The sequence below is a fragment of the Streptomyces sp. CB02923 genome, from assembly GCF_001905005.1.
Classification (GTDB): Bacteria; Actinomycetota; Actinomycetes; order Streptomycetales; family Streptomycetaceae; genus Streptomyces.
The window spans coordinates 469187-485870 of record NZ_LWKZ01000012.1 but is presented as its reverse complement, the minus strand read 5'-3'; the positions used below and the strand labels follow the sequence as shown (position 1 = coordinate 485870).

Sequence of the window (16684 nt, the reverse complement as noted above, 5' to 3'; positions counted from 1 at the left end):
CCGACGCCGCGCCGGGCCCGTTCCCGGGCACCTCACCAGGCGCCTTCCCGGTCGTCTTCCCGGTCGCCTTTCTGGTCGTCTTCCCGGGCGCCTTCCTGGGCGTCTTCCCGGGCGCCTTCCTGGTCGCCTTCCCGGGCGCCTCACCGCCTCCCTCATCGGCCCCAGCCACTTCAGCCGCCCCAGCCGCCTCCACCACCTCAGCCGACCCATCCGACCCATCCGACCCCGCAGCCGACTGCGTCACCTTTCCCGAATCGTCCGCACCAGCCGAATTGCCCGCACCAGCCACATCATTCGCACCAGCCGCATCGTCCACACCATGCGTGTCACCAACACCGCCTGTGTCACCCACACCACCCACCTCCCCCGAATAAGGCACCGTGGCCGATTCCATCGCTCCGGCCGCGCCCGCCCCGGTGGCCGATTCCTTCGCCTTGATCACAGGCACCCCGATGGCCGATTCCGTCACCTTGACCACAGGCACCCCGGTGGCCGGTTTCGTCGCCTTCGCCGCAGCCGTCCCCGCGGCCGCATCCGTCACACGGACCGTGTCCATGACCGCTTTCGTACGGAAATCCATCGGCCCGCCCCCTTCGGAAAGTCCGCCGGAGAACCCCTTCCGAAGCTCACCGGAAGCCGCCTCGGCTCTGGCCGGCGGGCCCGCGCGAGGGCCGGATTCCGGGGAGGACCCGGCAGGCGCGCTCCCGGGGGCCGCCACCCCGCCGGGGCCGCCGCGGCCGGGGCGGGACACCGCCCGGGCCACCGCGGCGCCGCGGCCCGGGGCGTCCCTGTCTGACGAAGTTGTCGTCCTCATTGGGCAACTCCCGAGCAGTTCCGCAATAGCGCCGATTACGCCACTCCCAGAGTGACAGACTGAGCGCACCCATAAGCACCGAGTTACTGAAGTGGGGAGACATGGCGGTCGATTCGGCAGTGCCCCGAGTGTCCCTTGAGCCGGGCGGTGATGTCGTGCGTACCGCCGATCTCCGACCGCTTCTGACCGCCCTGGCGTCGATGGCGGCCGGAGATTTCCGTACGCGACTGCCTGTGGCCCAGGAAGGGCTGCTGGCCGAATTGTCCGCGGTCTTCAACCAGATAGCTTCCCGCAACCAGCATCTGTCCGACGAGTTGTTACGCCTGCGGTCGGAGGTCGTGCGCCAGGGCCGGCTGGACGAACGGATGTCCGCCAGCCCCGGTCCGGGCACCTGGGCCACCTCCGTACAGGCCGCCAACGCCATCATCGATGCCCTGGTCATTCCGACCACCCAGGCCACCCAGGTGCTGGACGCGGTGGCGGGCGGCGACCTGACCCTGCGGGTGGACCTGCACGACGGCAACCGCCCGCTGCGCGGCGACCGCCGGCGCCTGGGCCGGGCGGTGAACCGGATGGTCGACCAGCTGTCGCTGTTCACCGGCGAGGTGACCCGGGTGGCCCGCGAATCCGGTACGGAGGGCCGGCTCGGCGGGCGCGCCAAGGTGGCCGGGCTGTCCGGGAGCTGGCGCGATGTGACCGAGGCGGTCAACACGATGGCGGCCCGGCTGACGGCCCAGGTGCGGGACATCGCGCTGGTGACGACGGCGGTGGCGCGCGGCGACCTGACCCGGCAGGTGACGGTCGAGGCGGCGGGCGAGCTGCTGGAGCTGAAGCTGACCGTGAACACGATGGTCGACCAGCTCTCCGCCTTCGCCGACGAGGTCACCCGCGTCGCCCGCGAGGTCGGCACCGAAGGGCAGCTGGGCGGCCGGGCCCAGGTGCGGGGCGTGTCGGGCGTCTGGAAGGACCTCACCGACAACGTCAACTTCATGGCGTCCAACCTGACCAGCCAGGTACGCAACATCGCCCAGGTGACCACGGCCGTCGCGAACGGCGATCTCAGCCAGAAGATCACGGTCGACGCGCGCGGCGAGATCCTCCAGCTGAAGCTGACCGTGAACACGATGGTCGACCAGCTCTCCGCCTTCGCCGACGAGGTCACCCGCGTCGCCCGCGAGGTCGGCACCGAAGGGCGGCTCGGCGGCCGGGCGCACGTACGCGGCGTGTCGGGCGTCTGGAAAGACCTCACCGACAACGTCAACTTCATGGCCGACAACCTCACCTCCCAGGTACGCAACATCGCCCTGGTGGCGACGGCGGTCGCGGAGGGCGATCTGGGCCGGAAGATCACGGTGGAGGCGAAGGGCGAGATCCTGGAGGTGAAGTCGACGATCAACACGATGGTCGACCAGCTCTCCGCCTTCGCCGACGAGGTCACCCGCGTCGCCCGCGAGGTCGGCACCGAAGGCAACCTCGGCGGTCAGGCCCAGGTGCGCGGCGCGTCCGGCGTATGGAAGGACCTCACCGACAACGTCAACTTCATGGCGTCCAACCTGACCTCCCAGGTGCGCAACATCGCCCAGGTGACCACCGCGGTGGCCGACGGCGACCTGTCGAAGAAGATCACGGTCGACGCGCGCGGCGAGATCCTGGAGCTCAAGGACACCGTCAACTCGATGGTGGAGCAGCTGCGGGCGTTCGCCGACGAGGTCACCCGGGTGGCCCGCGAGGTCGGCACCGAAGGCAACCTCGGCGGCCGGGCGCAGGTGCGCGGCGCGTCCGGCGTATGGAAAGACCTCACCGACAACGTCAACTTCATGGCGTCCAACCTGACCACGCAGGTGCGCAACATCGCGCTGGTGGCCACCGCCGTCGCCCAGGGCGACCTGTCGAAGAAGATCGACGTGGACGCGCGCGGCGAGATCCTGGAGCTGAAGACCACGCTCAACACGATGGTCGACACCCTGTCGTCGTTCGCCTCCGAAGTCACGCGGGTCGCCCGCGAGGTGGGCAGCGAAGGGCAGCTGGGCGGTCAGGCCCGGGTCGAGGGCGTGTACGGCACCTGGAAACGGCTGACGACGAACGTCAACGAGCTGGCGTCGAACCTCACCACCCAGGTGCGGGCCATCGCCGAGGTGGCCTCCGCGGTGGCCGCCGGCGACATGACCCGTAACGTGACCGTCGAGACCCAGGGCGAGGTCGCCGAGCTGCGCGACAACATCAACCTGATGGTGTCCAACCTCCGCGAGACCACCCGCGCCAAGGACTGGCTGGAGTCGAACCTGACCCGTCTGGCGGGGCTGATGCAGGGCCACCGGGATCTGATGGAGGTCGCCGACCTGATCCTGCGGGAGCTGACGCCGCTGGTGAACGCCCAGTACGGCGCCTTCTTCCTGGCCGACACCGACCGCGACGACCTGCAGCTGGCCTTCATCGCCGGGTACGGGTCGTCCCTCGACACCACGATCGACACGCCGGGCTCCATGGACCACGGCCTGGTGCGGCAGGCGGCCCTGGAGAAGAAGCGCATCCTGGTGGAGGAGGCCCCGCCGGACTACATCAAGATCAATTCCGGGCTGGGCGAGGCCAACCCGGCGACCGTCGTCATCATCCCGGTGCTGTTCGAGGACCAGACGCTGGGCGTCATCGAGCTGGCCTCCTTCTCCCGCTTCTCCGACGTGCACCTGGCGTTCTTCGACCAGTTCGTGAACACCATCGGCGTGGCCATCAACACCATCGTCGCCAACTCCCGTACGGAGTCCCTGCTCGGCGAGTCGCAGCGGCTGGCCCGCCAGCTCCAGGAGCGTACCGACGAGCTCCAGCGGCGGCAGGCGGAGCTACAGCGTTCGAACGAGGAGCTGGAGGAGAAGGCCGCGCTGCTGGCCAGCTCGTCCCAGTACAAGTCCGAGTTCCTGGCGAACATGTCGCACGAGCTGCGCAACCCGCTGAACTCCCTGCTGATCCTCGCCCGGCTGCTCGCCGACAACCCGGACGGGCACCTGAACGAGCAGGAGGTGCAGTTCGCGATCACGATCCACCGGTCCGGTTCCGATCTGCTCCAGCTGATCAACGACATCCTCGACCTGTCCAAGATCGAGGCGGGCCGGATGGACGTCCGGCCCAAGCGGCTGCCACTGATCAAGCTGCTCAACTACGTCCACGACACCTTCCGGCCGATGACCCTCGACCGGGGGCTGGCCTTCGAGGTGTCGGTGAGCGAGAACGTTCCCAAGGAGCTGTTCTCCGACGAGCAGCGCCTCCAGCAGGTGCTGCGCAACCTGCTCTCCAACGCGGTGAAGTTCACCGCCACCGGCAAGGTCGACCTGCGGGTGGACCGCTCCGGCGACGGCACGATCGCCTTCACCGTCACGGACACCGGCATCGGCATCGCGCCGGAGAAACTGCCGGTGATCTTCGAGGCGTTCCAGCAGGCGGACGGCACCACCAACCGCAAGTACGGCGGTACGGGGCTGGGCCTGTCGATCAGCCGGGAGATCGCGGGACTGCTCGGCGGCCGGATCACCGCCAGCAGCCGCCCCGGCGTCGGCAGCGTCTTCACCCTGCACGTGCCCATCGACTGTCCCGGATACGCCGATCCGATGGACGGCCTGGACAGCGGCGAGCAGCGCGCGGACGGCGCGCTGCAACTGGCGAAGACACCGCGGCACCACCCGCGCTCCGGGCCGCCCGCCCCGCGCGACGAGGCGCCGTGGCCGACCACCACCCGGCTGGAGGACTGGGTGAGCGGCCCCTCGGGCACCCTGCTGTCCGGCTGCCAGGTCCTGGTCGTCGACGACGACATCCGCAACGTCTTCGCGCTCACAAATGTGCTGAGCCGCGTCGGAATGCGGGTGCACTACGCCGAACACGGCCGCGAGGGGATCGAGATGCTGGAGAAGAATCCCGGCGTCAACCTGGTCCTGATGGACATCATGATGCCGGAGATGGACGGTTACGAAACCATTCGCGCGATCCGGCGTACGCCACGCTTCGCGGATCTGCCCGTCATCGTTCTCACGGCGAAAGCGATGCCGGGGGACCGCGAGAAATCCCTGGAGAGCGGAGCCAACGAATACGTCCCCAAACCCGTCGACGTGGACCGCCTGCTGGCGGTGACCGTCGACCTCCTGTCCCGGCACGGCTCCGGTACTCCGGCCCCGGGCGGTGAATCAGGCAAGCAAGACCCCGACGCGACCTCCTTGAGGTCCCAAGGCACCGAAGGCCCATCATGACCCATGCACCCGACACCGGCGCCGGCGCCGGAACCGACGAGCGGGCGGGCATCCTCCTCGTCGACGACATGGAAGACAACCTCGCCGCGCTCGAAGCGGTCCTGGGCTCGCTCGGCGAGCCCCTCGTCCGGGCCCGCTCCGGCGAGGAGGCGATGAAGGCACTGCTGCGGCAGGAATTCGCAGTCGTCCTGCTGGACATTCTCATGCCCGGCATGGACGGCTTCGAGACCGCTTCCAACATCAAACGTCTCGACCAGACGAAGGACATCCCGATCATTTTCCTGACCGGGACGGACAGCGACTCCGGATTCGCCTTCCGTGGCTATTCGACCGGCGCCGCCGACTACCTCACCAAACCCTTCGACCCGTGGGTGCTGCGCGCCAAGGTGAACGTCTTCCTCGACCTGCACCGCAAGAACCGGCAGTTGCGACGACTCATAAAGCAGGACCACGCACGAATGGGCGAACTGGCGGACCGTATCTCCGAGGTCGAACGCCGGCTTTCCGGCAGCGACGACCCCGGCGAACGCGATCTGAGCGAGAGCGTGGCCCGTATGGGGGAATCGGTACGGGCGCTGCGACGCGGACGGTAGGAGGGGTGGTGGGAGGGGTGGTGGGAGGAGGCGGCAGGAGGAGAGGGGTGGCGATGCGGGGCGGGATGGGGCGGCCGGGCGCTGGTTCGGGTGCTCGTACGGGCTCCGGTACGGGCTCCGGTACGGGCTCCGGTACGGGCTCCGGTACGGGCTCCGGTACGGGCTCCGGTACGGGCTCCGGTACGGGCTCCGGTACGGGCTCCGGGCGGTGCCGCCGCCGGCGGGCCTCGCGGGCGCCCCCGCCACGCCTCGCGGACGGCGTCCTACGAGACGGCGTCCTACGCCTCGCGGGCGCCCTCGTACATCTCCTCCAGCAGGTCCTTGAAGGCCCGTTCCACCACCGGCCGCTTGATCTTGAGGCTGGGCGTCACTTCGCCGTGCTCGATGTCCAGGTCCCGCGGCAGCAGCCGGAACTTGCGGATCTGCTGCCAGCGCTGGAGCCCCTCGTTGACCCGCTCCACGTACCCCTCGATCAAGTCGCGGGTCTGCGCCGCGCCCACGACCTCGGCGTACGTCCTGCCCCGGAGGCCGTGCTCGGCGGCCCAGCCCATGATCGTCGGCTCGTCGAGGGCGATCAGCGCCGTACAGAAGTTCCGGTTGGCGCCGTGCACCAGCACGTTGGAGACGAACGGGCAGACCGCCTTGAACTGCCCCTCGACCTCGGCCGGCGCGATGTACTTGCCGCCGGAGGTCTTGATCAGGTCCTTCTTGCGGTCGGTGATCCGCAGATAGCCGTCCGGGGACAGCTCGCCGATGTCACCGGTGTGGAACCAGCCGTCCGACTCCAGCACCTCGGCCGTCTTCTCCGGCAGACCGTGGTAGCCCTCCATGATGCCGGGCCCGCGCAGCAGCACCTCGCCGTCCTCCGCGATCCGCACCTCCGTACCGGGCAGCGGCTTGCCGACCGTGCCGGTGCGGTACGCCTCGCCCGGGTTCACGAAGCTGGCCGCGCTGGACTCGGTGAGCCCGTACCCCTCCAGGATGTGGATGCCGGCACCGGCGAAGAAGTAGCCGATCTCGGGGGCGAGGGCCGCGGAGCCGGAGACCGCGGCGCGCAGCCGGCCGCCGAAGGCCTCGCGCAGCTTGGCGTAGACGAGCGCGTCGGCGATCTTGTGCTTGGCGCCGAGTGCGAAGGGGACGGAGGCGTTGCCGGTGCGGCGGAAGTTCTCCTGGGAGGCCTTGGCGTACTGCCGCGCCACGTCCGCCGCCCACTGGAAGATCTTGTACTTGGCGGCGCCGCCCTCCCGGGCCTTGGACACCACGCCGTTGTAGACCTTCTCGAAGATCCGCGGTACGGCCGCCATGTAGGTCGGCTGTACCACCGGGAGGTTCTCGATGATCTTGTCGACCCGGCCGTCCACCGCGATCACGTGACCGACGGAGATCTGCCCCGCGGTCAGCACCTTCCCGAAGACGTGCGCCAGCGGCAGCCACAGGTACTGCACGTCGTCCTCGGTGACCAGGCCGGTGGCCTGGATCGCCCGTGCCATGTACGACCAGCAGTCGTGCGGCAGCCGGACGCCCTTGGGGCGGCCGGTGGTACCCGATGTGTAGATCAGGGTCGCGAGCTGGTCGGCACGCAACGCTCCGATCTGGTCCTTCACACAGTCCGGGTTCTTCTCCAGGTGGGCCGCGCCACGGCTCTCCAGCTCGGCCAGGGAGAGCACCCAGTCCTCCGGGTCGCCCTCGGCGGACTGCGCGCCGGCCTCGTCGATCACCACGACATGCGCCAGGTCCGGCAGCTCGGCGCATTTCTCCCGGGCCTTGGCGAGCTGGCCCGCGTCCTCGGCGATCAGCACGCGGCTGCCGGAGTCGGCGAGGATGAACGCCGTCTCGTCCGCGTTGGTGCTGGGGTAGACGGTCGTGGTGGCCGCGCCGGAACACAGCACTCCGAGGTCGGCGAGAATCCACTCGACGCGGGTACTGGCGGCGAGCGCCACCCGCTCCTCGGGCCGTACCCCCAGCGAGATCAGCCCGGCGGCCACCGCGTACACCCGCTGGGCGGCGTCGGCCCAGCTCAGCACCTTCCAGTCGTCGGGCCCCCGGCCGTCGGCGGAGGGCACCGGATAGCGGTACGCCTCGTGGTCGGGGGTGGCTGCGACACGCTCCAGGAAGAGGGTCGCCACGGAAGGTGGCCGGTTCTCGATCAGCGTCTGGGTGTCCGTCACGGCATCCTCCGGGGCCCGCTACGTTGCTGGTGACTCGCGAGTAACCTTCGAGCAGTGATCAGACTAGAGCGCGTTTCGCCACGGCGTAAGGGGCTGCGGCGGACTGGTTCAGGATGAGACCAGTGCGATGGGTGTCAGGTACACATTTCGCCGGGAACAGGTGGGAAACGGAGCCTCGGCGGGTGGCCGGAGGGGCGGACGGGGGCGGGCGCGCGGGGGCCTGCTTGCCCTGGCCTGCCGCCTGGTTGCGGGGGCCGGGTGGCGGGACGCGCCGTACGCGGGGGGCCGTATGCGGGGGGGCCGTATGCGGGGGGCCGTACGCGCGGGGGGCGTACGCGCGGGGGGGGCGTACGCCGTCGCCCGCGCGCCGACCGGCTCCGGCCGCCGGTTGCGCGCCCGGCCGGGCCGGGGGTGAGGTGCGCAAGGCGGTACGGGGGCGCCGGGCGGGCGGCGCGGGCGACGGACGGCGGGTCAGCGGCCCAGTGACGCGGCCTGAAGGCCGATGCCGTCGGCGCTGGGCGCGTTCGAGGCGGCCGAGTCGCCGACCATGTTGCCGACCTGTTCGTCGCCCTTCAGCGCGCCATTGATCTTCTTCAGCCCGCCGCCGATCGAGGTGACGGCCTTCTGCGCACCGCCGACCGTCCCCTTGACGCCGCTCTTGAACTTCTCCGCCCCCGACTGGTCGGCGAAGGCGGGCGCGGCGATGCCCACGGACAGCGCCGCCCCGGCGAGCAGCGCGGCGGCCTTGGTGTACTTCATGATGCGTATCCCTTTCTGGCGCGGCCTCCTCGGCGGCACGGCATTCATGCCGCCCGGACGCCCTCTGGGCCGTCCGGAACACCGCTGCCACCACGACAACGGCGTCCCCCGCGTCCCGGAAACCGCCTGGCCGCCGATTTCCCGCCCGACCCCCCGGATGCCGTACGAACCGGACGACCGAGCGGATGCCGTACGGAACCGGAGCGCGGAGCCGACGCCGTACGGAGCCGGACGCCCGTTCCGCGACAGCACTCAGCCCCCGACCGGGAACCGGCCGGGGGCTGAAGCGGAAGGGCGGGGGTCACGCAGGCCAGAGGCCACCGGGCCACCGGGCCACCGGGCCACCGGGCCACCTGGCCGCGCAACTACGCGAATACGCGACTGCTACTTCTTGCCCTTGGAATCACCGTCGGAGTCGGAGGACAGCACGGCGATGAAGGCCTCCTGCGGGACCTCCACGCTGCCGACCATCTTCATCCGCTTCTTGCCTTCCTTCTGCTTCTCCAGCAGCTTCCGCTTACGGGAGATGTCACCGCCGTAGCACTTGGCGAGGACGTCCTTGCGGATCGCGCGGACCGTCTCACGGGCGATGACCCGGCTGCCGATGGCGGCCTGGATCGGCACCTCGAAGCTCTGCCGCGGGATCAGCTCGCGCAGCTTGGCGACCAGCCGCACGCCGTACGCGTACGCCTTGTCCTTGTGGCAGATCGCGGAGAACGCGTCGACCTTGTCGCCGTGCAGCAGGATGTCGACCTTGACCAGGTCGGCGATCTGCTCGCCGGTGGGCTCGTAGTCCAGCGAGGCATAGCCGCGGGTCTTGGACTTCAGCTGGTCGAAGAAGTCGAAGACGACCTCGGCGAGCGGGAGGGTGTAGCGGATCTCGACCCGGTCCTCGGAGAGGTAGTCCATGCCGAGCAGGTTGCCGCGCCGGGTCTGGCACAGCTCCATGATCGCGCCGATGAACTCGCTGGGCGCCAGGATCGTGGCCCGTACGACCGGCTCGTGGACCTTGTCGATCTTGCCGGTCGGGAACTCGCTCGGGTTGGTGACCTCGTGCTCGACCCCGTCCTCCATGTCCACGCGGTAGACCACGTTGGGGGCGGTGGCGATCAGGTCGAGGCCGAACTCGCGCTCCAGGCGCTCGCGGATGACCTCCAGGTGCAGCAGACCCAGGAAGCCGACGCGGAAACCGAAGCCGAGGGCCGCGGAGGTCTCCGGCTCGTAGACCAGCGCGGCGTCGTTGAGCTGGAGCTTGTCCAGGGCGTCGCGCAGCTCCGGGTAGTCGGAGCCGTCGAGCGGGTACAGACCGGAGAAGACCATCGGCTTCGGGTCCTTGTAGCCGCCGAGCGGCTCCGTGGCACCCTTGCTGAGCTGGGTGATGGTGTCGCCGACCTTGGACTGGCGGACGTCCTTCACGCCGGTGATCAGATAGCCGACCTCGCCCACGGACAGGCCGTCGGCGGCCTTCATCTCGGGCGAGTTCGTACCGATCTCCAGCAGCTCGTGGGCGGCGCCGGTGGACATCATCCTGATCCGCTCGCGCTTGCTGAGCGTGCCGTCGACGACCTTCACGTACGTCACGACGCCGCGGTAGGCGTCGTAGACCGAGTCGAAGATCATCGCGCGGGCGGGCGCGTCCTTGACGCCGACCGGGGCCGGTACCTCGCGGACGACCTTGTCGAGCAGCTCGGGGACGCCGACACCGGTCTTGGCGGAGACCTTCAGCACGTCCTCGGGCTCGCAGCCGACGAGGTTCGCCAGCTCCTTGGCGAACTTCTCGGGCTGGGCGGCCGGCAGGTCGATCTTGTTGAGCACCGGGATGATCACGAGGTCGTGTTCCATCGCCAGGTACAGGTTGGCGAGGGTCTGCGCCTCGATGCCCTGGGCGGCGTCCACGAGGAGGATGCAGCCCTCGCACGCGGCGAGGGAGCGGGAGACCTCGTACGTGAAGTCGACGTGGCCCGGCGTGTCGATCATGTTGAGGATGCGGGTCGCGCCACCGTCCTCGTCGGTGGGGGCCCAGGGCAGCCGGACGGCCTGGGACTTGATCGTGATGCCGCGCTCGCGCTCGATGTCCATGCGGTCGAGGTACTGCGCGCGCATCTGCCGCTGGTCGACGACGCCGGTCAGCTGGAGCATCCGGTCGGCGAGTGTGGACTTGCCGTGGTCGATGTGCGCGATGATGCAAAAGTTACGGATGAGAGCCGGGTCGGTACGGCTCGGCTCCGGCACGTTCGTAGGGGTCGCGGGCACGCAGGGTCCATTCAGAGAACGCGGGTAGGCGGGACTCGGTTGTTTTTCGTCTCCCCCATGGTCCCATGCGCGGCGGTCCCGGTCCGGTTTGGGAGGCCGAGGAAGCGGCTGGTAGCCTGGTCCACTGCGCTTTGTGCACTCTCTCGTACGAGGCGCGACTCGAAATTCCAACGAACCTGAAAAGGCTCTTTCGTGGCGAACATCAAGTCCCAGATGAAGCGGATCAAGACCAACGAGAAGGCTCGTCAGCGCAACAAGGCTGTCAAGTCCTCGCTGCGTACCGCGATCCGTCGCACCCGTGAGGCCGTGGAGGCCGGCGACCTGCAGAAGGCCGCCACCGCCCAGGCCGAGGCCGCCAAGCGCCTCGACAAGGCCGTCAGCAAGGGTGTCATCCACAAGAACGCCGCCGCCAACAAGAAGTCGGCGCTGGCCAAGAAGGTCGCGGCCCTCAAGGCCTGACCCTGTTCTTGACGCTTCACTCCTGCCGGTGAGGACCCAGCGGCCCCTCTCTCCGCTCCTTCCGGTGCACCACCGCGCCGCACACGGCCTGCGTTCGCCACGCGGGTGCGGCGCACACACAGCTTGAGACGACGGACCTCGCGGTCACCCTTCCCCAGGGTGGTGCGGGGTTCGTTGTCGTTGGGGGGGGGCGGCCTCGGGTGCGGGGGGGGCGTGACCCTTGGGTGCGAGGGCGTGACTGCGAGGGCGCGACTGTAGGGCCGTCGCCCGTACGGGCGGGTGTGGTCCAGGTCACTGTTGCGGCCCTGTGGGCGGTTCCGGTCCGCTACGCTGCCGCGCATGTCGATTCCGGGGGATCAGCACAATCCCTACGCGCAGCCACAGCCCTCCGCTCCCTCCCAGCCGCCCTCTCCCCCGCTGCCCCAGCCGGGGCCGTACGGGCCCGGGGTACCGCAGCAGGGGCCGGTGCCGGGGCCGTACGGTCCGGGGCCCGGCGCTGGCGGGGGTGGCGGCGGTGGCGGCTACGGATACCCGGCGGCGGGCGGACAGCCGCAGCCCGGTGCGGGGCAGGCCGGGCCCGGCGGGGCTGGTGGGACTGATGGGTCCGGTGGGGTCGGCGGCGGGAGTACGCAGCACTGGCTGTGGGCGCTCGGCGGGGCGGTCGCCGCGTCGGCGATGGGCGGCGCGATCCTCTTCGCCGTCGGCGCCTTCGGTGACGCGCGGCCCGCCCCCGAACTGGCGGGCTACTCGTACACGTCCAACCTGTGCAACCGGACCTCGTTCGCGCCGTTCGACAGCGCGAACTACAAGATCAAACCGGCCGGGAGTTCCTCCTCCTCGTCGGGCTCCTCCGGCAGCGGTGCGCAGAACCCGCAGTTCAGCGGTGTCCAGCAGGGCGCGATGGACTCGATGTGGTGCAACGCCGAACTGAAGCCGTCGAACGCGGGCAGCGACGACTACTCCTCGACCTGGATCTACAGCAGCGCCACCCTGCACAAGAAGGCCGACCCGACGGCCGAGTTCGCGGACAGCTACCGCGCGTACGAGCGCCAGCGGAGCTCGATCTCGTACAAGGTCACCCCGGTGCCGGGCATCGGGGACGAGGCCTACCTCGTCAGCCGGTCCGACGACAGCAGCGGCTCGTACGTGATCCTCGGCATCCGCGACGGCTGGGCGACCTACCAGCTCACCTGGTCGAGCTACACCTCCCGCAGCAGCTCGACCAAGCCCCCGACGACCGAGCAGGTCACAGGGATGCTGAGGACGAGCGCGATGGAGACGCTCCGGAGGCTGCGGGGGTAGAGGGCCGCGGGGCCTGGGGCGCGGGACCTGGGGCGCGGGACCTGGGGCGCGGGACCTGGGGCGCGGGCCCCGGGCTGCGGGCTCCGCGCCGCGTGCCCGGGCTGGGCTGCGGGCCCCAGGCTGCGGGTCCGGGCTGGCTGCGGGCTGATCGGGGCCGATGAGGGAGCCGGGGGCAAGCGGGGGTGGTGAGAGCCCCCGGGGCGCACGGGGGATGAAGGACCCGGGGCGCACAAAGTTGATGCAGGGCCCGGGGCGCACGGGTGCGGTACAGGCCCGGGGGCGCGCCCGAATCCGGTGAGGGCCGGAATCTGGAATCCCTCCGGTCCGGGCGGGGCGGAGTGGACCGGGCCAAGGCAGTCCGGGCCGGGGCGGTCCAGGCCGGGGCGGTCCGGGCCGGGGCGGTCCGGGCCGGGGCGGGGCGGAGCAGACCGGGCCAAGGCAGTCCAGGCCGGGGCGGTCCGGAGCGGTGCGGGAAGGCCCGGGGCCGACCGGGCCAGCCCGGAGTGGGCCGGGGCGGGCCGAGGTGGAGCGGAGAGGCCCGGGGCCGTCCGGAGCAAGGGGCCCGGGACAGGCCGGGCCGGGGCCGACCCGGGCCAGCCCGGAGTGGACCGGGACGGGCCGAGGTGGGGCAGGGAGGCCCGGGTCGGAGCGGGTCGGACCGGGCCGGCCCGGAGTCGTCCGGAGTGAGCCGGAGCCGGGGCCGCGCCGGGGAAGACGGGGGCGGGCCGAGCCGTAGCGGTTCGGTCCGGGCGGGACGTAGCGGTTCGGTCCGGGCGGGACGTAGCGGTTCGGTTCGGGCGGGACGTAGCGCGCCGTAGCGGTGGAACGGCCTGTCCTTGCCCGTGTGGTCAGCCTGGCCTTGCCCGTGCGGTCAGCGGGAGCGTGCCGCGCGGGCGACGGTGACGACGGCCTTCTCCAGCGCGTACTCGGGGTCGTCGCCGCCGCCCTTGACGCCCGCGTCGGCCTCGGCCACCGCGCGCAGCGCCGTCGCGACGCCGTCCGCCGACCAGCCGCGCATCTGCTGCCGCACCCGGTCGATCTTCCAAGGGGGCATACCCAGCTCACGGGCAAGATCGCCTGGGCGGGCGCCGCGCGGGGCGGAGGCCAGCTTGCCGATGGCGCGGACGCCCTGGGCGAGCGCACTGGTGATCATTACGGGTGCGACGCCCGTCGACATGGCCCAGCGCAGCGCCTCCAGGGCTTCGGCGGCCCTGCCCTCCACGGCGCGGTCCGCGACCGTGAAGCTGGAGGCCTCGGCACGGCCGCGGTAGTAGCGGGCGACGATGGCGTCGTCGATGGTGCCCTCGATGTCGGCGACGAGCTGCGAACAGGCCGAGGCGAGCTCGCGCAGGTCGCTGCCGATCGCGTCCACCAGCGCCTGGCACGCCTCGGGGGTGGCGGACCGGCCCATCGCGCGGAACTCGCCGCGGACGAACGCGAGGCGGTCGGCGGGCTTGGTCATCTTGGGGCAGGCGACCTCCCGCGCACCGGCTTTGCGGGCGGCGTCCAGCAAGCCCTTGCCCTTGGCGCCGCCGGCGTGCAGCAGCACCAGAGTGATCTCCTCGACCGGGGAGCCGAGGTACTTCTTGACGTCCTTGACCGAGTCGGCGGACAGGTCCTGGGAATTGCGGACCACCACGACCTTGCGCTCGGCGAACAGCGAAGGGCTGGTCAGCTCGGCGAGCGTGCCGGGCTGGAGCTGGTCGGGGGTGAGGTCACGCACATCGGTGTCCTCGTCGGCGGCGCGGGCCGCCGCCACCACCTGCTGCACGGCGCGGTCCAGGAGCAGGTCCTCCTGGCCCACGGCGAGCGTGAGCGGTGCGAGCGGGTCGTCGTTTGCTGCTTTCCTGGCCATCGCGCCCCAGCATCCCACGGCCCACCGACAACGACGCCCGCTCCCCTGCCCGCCGACAACGACGCCCGCCCCCGGTCTGCCGACAGCCGCGCCGGCCTACGGTCTGCGGTCTGCCGGTAGCCGCGCCGGCCTACGGTCTGCCGGCCGCCTCGCCGGCCCCCGGTCTGCCGATAGCCGCGCTCGCCCCCCGGCCCGCCGACAGCCCCATACGGTCCCCGGGCCACCGGCAGCGACGTCCAGCCCTCGGCCTGCCGACAGCGGCACTCGGCCACCGGTCCGCCGACAGCCACGCTCAACCCCCAGCCACCGACAGCGGCTCCCGAGCCCCCGGCCGCCGACAGCGACTCCCGAGCTCCCGCCCCGTCGACAGCGGCTCCCGATCCCCTGGCCACCGGCAGCGGCGTTCGATCCCCGGGCCGTGCTGCCGGAGAATGACCGGGTGAGCGATGTACGACATGTTTTGGTGCTGCCCGACCGCGACGCCGCCGAGGAGGTCGCCGAAGCGCTGGCCGAGCGCTTCGGCGTCACGGAGGAACCCCAACTCGTACGGGACGCCCTGGCGGGTGAGGACGATGCCGAGGACGCCCAGTGGCTGGTGGTCGTCGAAGACCCCGCGGGCATCCACGACCCGGCGAAGCTGGACGCCCTGGCGGACGAGTACGAGGGCTGGCTGGAGGCCGAATAGCCCGTCAGCCGCGCAGTTCCGGTATCCGGTCCAGCGTGATGCCGAAGTGGGTGCGGTAGGCGGGGAGCACCTCGGCCTCGGTCAGCTCGTGCTCCTCCCGGCCGCCGTCGGCGTCCGTGATCACGAGCGTACGGCCGGAGAGCGTGACGCGGCCGGTCTCCGTCAGCCGGGAGCAGACCAGTGACCGGGTGAAGGGCGAATCCGGCGAGGTGCGGTGGTACCAGCAGCCCGCCGCGAAGTCGGCCAGGGCCCGCGGCCGCTGTTCCATCCGGTACTGGGGCACACCGTCCCGCAGCAGATCGAGATCGCCGTCGGCGGTCTCCTCGATGCGAAATACCCCGGCGGGGTCGGGCTGTTCGTCGCGGCTGTCCAGGCGCAGCGGATACCGGCTGTTCTTGCCGAAGCCTATGTCGGCGAGCCACGGCCCGCCCTGCCCGCCGCCGGTGTGGACGCGCAGCGCGAGGTGGTCGTACGGGATGCCGGGGCCCGCCGGGCCGAAAACCCGGGCGGCGAGGAGTTCGACCCGGTAGCCCAGGGCCCGGAGCAGGGCGGCGAAGGCACCGTTGAGTTCGTAGCAGAAGCCGCCCCGCGAGGCCCCGACGATCTTGTCCACCAGTGATGCGTGGTCCAACGTCACGTCCTCGGCGAGGTGGACGGAGAGGTTTTCGAACGGGATGGTCCGCAGATGCCGCAGGTGCAGTTCGCGCAGCGCCTCGGCGTCGGGCGCGGTCGGGCGGGCGGCGCCGAGGCGCCGGAGGTAGGCGTCGGTACGCGCCTGGTCGAGCGGCTCGGCACGCATCCGCTCGGCGTCCGAGGGCCTGATGACCGGCTCTCGGCCGTCCGCCTGCGGCGTCGGCGGTGCCTGCGGGCCCGGCCGGGATGCCGACCGTGTCTGCCGGTCGTCCATCAGGAGCCCGTCCTCTCGGTCGCGAACCAGCGGCGGGTGCGCTCGGCCGCCGGCCCCGGGACGCCGGCCAGCAGGCCGGCGACGGTCTGCTTGGCGAGCTCGCGGCGCCAGGCCAGCTCCGCCCTGCGCATCGCGGTGGAGATGCCGCAGGGGCGGCGGAAGTCCCGGTCGGGAGCTTCGGAACCGGAGCCCTGGCGGCGGATCTCGGTGCACCGGAAGGCGTCGTCGGTGCCCTCGATGGCGGCGACGACGTCCATCAGGGAGATCCGCTCCGGCGGCCGGGCCAGCCGGAAGCCGCCGCGGGCGCCGGGGGTCGAGGTCAGGATGCCGGCTCGTACCAGGGCCTGGAGGCGCTTGTTCAGGTAGGCCTGGGGCAGATCGAAGGAGGCTGCCAGCCGGGCTGTCGACACGGAGCGCTCGTCGCCGAGCGAGGCCAGGGCCACACAGCAGTGCAGGGCCCACTCGACGCCCTCGCTCATCCTCATATTTCTGGAGTTTACAGGTCCTGATTCCGGGGGCGGGCGTGCGCGACGTTTCCACCGCCGCCCCCGGCCGCGCGGACGGCGGATGAACCTCTGGTGACGGGATGCCGAAGCCGTCCCGGGTCGCCGTCGGTGTCCCTACATTGCAGGCATTCCACCATCCGATCAGCTGTGC

The 16684-nt window shown here is 71.0% G+C and carries 11 protein-coding genes; 5 read left to right on the top strand and 6 right to left on the bottom strand.

Annotation, left to right across the window (positions count from 1 at the left end):
* Positions 1–1014 precede the first annotated feature (1014 nt).
* The gene (locus tag A6A06_RS13665) at positions 1015–5046 is read left to right on the top strand and encodes a HAMP domain-containing protein (protein WP_443333749.1); all 4032 of its coding nucleotides are present in this window, start codon (positions 1015–1017) and stop codon (positions 5044–5046) included.
* A complete protein-coding gene (locus A6A06_RS13660; protein WP_073761471.1) occupies positions 5043–5639 on the top strand; it encodes a response regulator in 597 nt (198 codons plus the stop codon). Before A6A06_RS13665 ends, A6A06_RS13660 begins: the two co-directional genes overlap by 4 nt.
* A 278-nt stretch (positions 5640–5917) precedes the next feature.
* Here the strand turns inward: A6A06_RS13660 and A6A06_RS13655 are convergent, their stop codons facing one another.
* From A6A06_RS13655 to lepA, 3 genes are all read right to left on the bottom strand, one after another.
* The gene (locus tag A6A06_RS13655) at positions 5918–7807 is read right to left on the bottom strand and encodes an AMP-dependent synthetase/ligase (protein ID WP_073761470.1); all 1890 of its coding nucleotides are present in this window, start codon (positions 7805–7807) and stop codon (positions 5918–5920) included.
* 471 nt (positions 7808–8278) lie between these two features.
* A complete protein-coding gene (locus tag A6A06_RS13650; RefSeq protein WP_073761469.1) occupies positions 8279–8566 on the bottom strand; it encodes a hypothetical protein in 288 nt (95 codons plus the stop codon).
* Positions 8567–8950: 384 nt separating this feature from the next.
* The gene (gene lepA / locus A6A06_RS13645; protein ID WP_073761468.1) at positions 8951–10819 is read right to left on the bottom strand and encodes a translation elongation factor 4; all 1869 of its coding nucleotides are present in this window, start codon (positions 10817–10819) and stop codon (positions 8951–8953) included.
* Positions 10820–11011: 192 nt separating this feature from the next.
* Between lepA and rpsT the strand changes: the two genes are divergently transcribed.
* Together rpsT and A6A06_RS13635 are read left to right on the top strand one after the other, a co-directional pair.
* Complete coding sequence (rpsT, locus tag A6A06_RS13640; protein ID WP_073761467.1) at positions 11012–11278, top strand: 30S ribosomal protein S20; 267 nt, start codon at positions 11012–11014, stop codon at positions 11276–11278.
* A 339-nt stretch (positions 11279–11617) separates the two neighbouring features.
* Positions 11618–12580 carry a hypothetical protein gene (locus tag A6A06_RS13635; protein WP_242440717.1) on the top strand — a complete coding sequence of 321 codons (963 nt, stop codon included), beginning with the start codon at positions 11618–11620 and terminating at the stop codon, positions 12578–12580.
* An 871-nt stretch (positions 12581–13451) separates the two neighbouring features.
* On the opposite strand, the gene holA is transcribed toward A6A06_RS13635, so the two are convergent.
* Complete coding sequence (holA, locus tag A6A06_RS13630) at positions 13452–14435, bottom strand: DNA polymerase III subunit delta (protein WP_073761465.1); 984 nt, start codon at positions 14433–14435, stop codon at positions 13452–13454.
* A gap of 439 nt (positions 14436–14874) precedes the next feature.
* On the opposite strand from holA, the gene A6A06_RS13625 reads away from it, so the two are divergent.
* A complete protein-coding gene (locus A6A06_RS13625; RefSeq protein ID WP_073761464.1) occupies positions 14875–15120 on the top strand; it encodes a hypothetical protein in 246 nt (81 codons plus the stop codon).
* A gap of 4 nt (positions 15121–15124) precedes the next feature.
* Here the strand turns inward: A6A06_RS13625 and A6A06_RS13620 are convergent, their stop codons facing one another.
* Positions 15125–16027: an arylamine N-acetyltransferase family protein gene (locus A6A06_RS13620; RefSeq protein ID WP_079193995.1), complete on the bottom strand. Its 903-nt coding sequence runs from the start codon at positions 16025–16027 to the stop codon at positions 15125–15127.
* The gene (locus tag A6A06_RS13615) at positions 16027–16512 is read right to left on the bottom strand and encodes an RrF2 family transcriptional regulator (RefSeq protein WP_073761463.1); all 486 of its coding nucleotides are present in this window, start codon (positions 16510–16512) and stop codon (positions 16027–16029) included. Before A6A06_RS13615 ends, A6A06_RS13620 begins: the two co-directional genes overlap by 1 nt.
* Positions 16513–16684 lie beyond the last annotated feature (172 nt).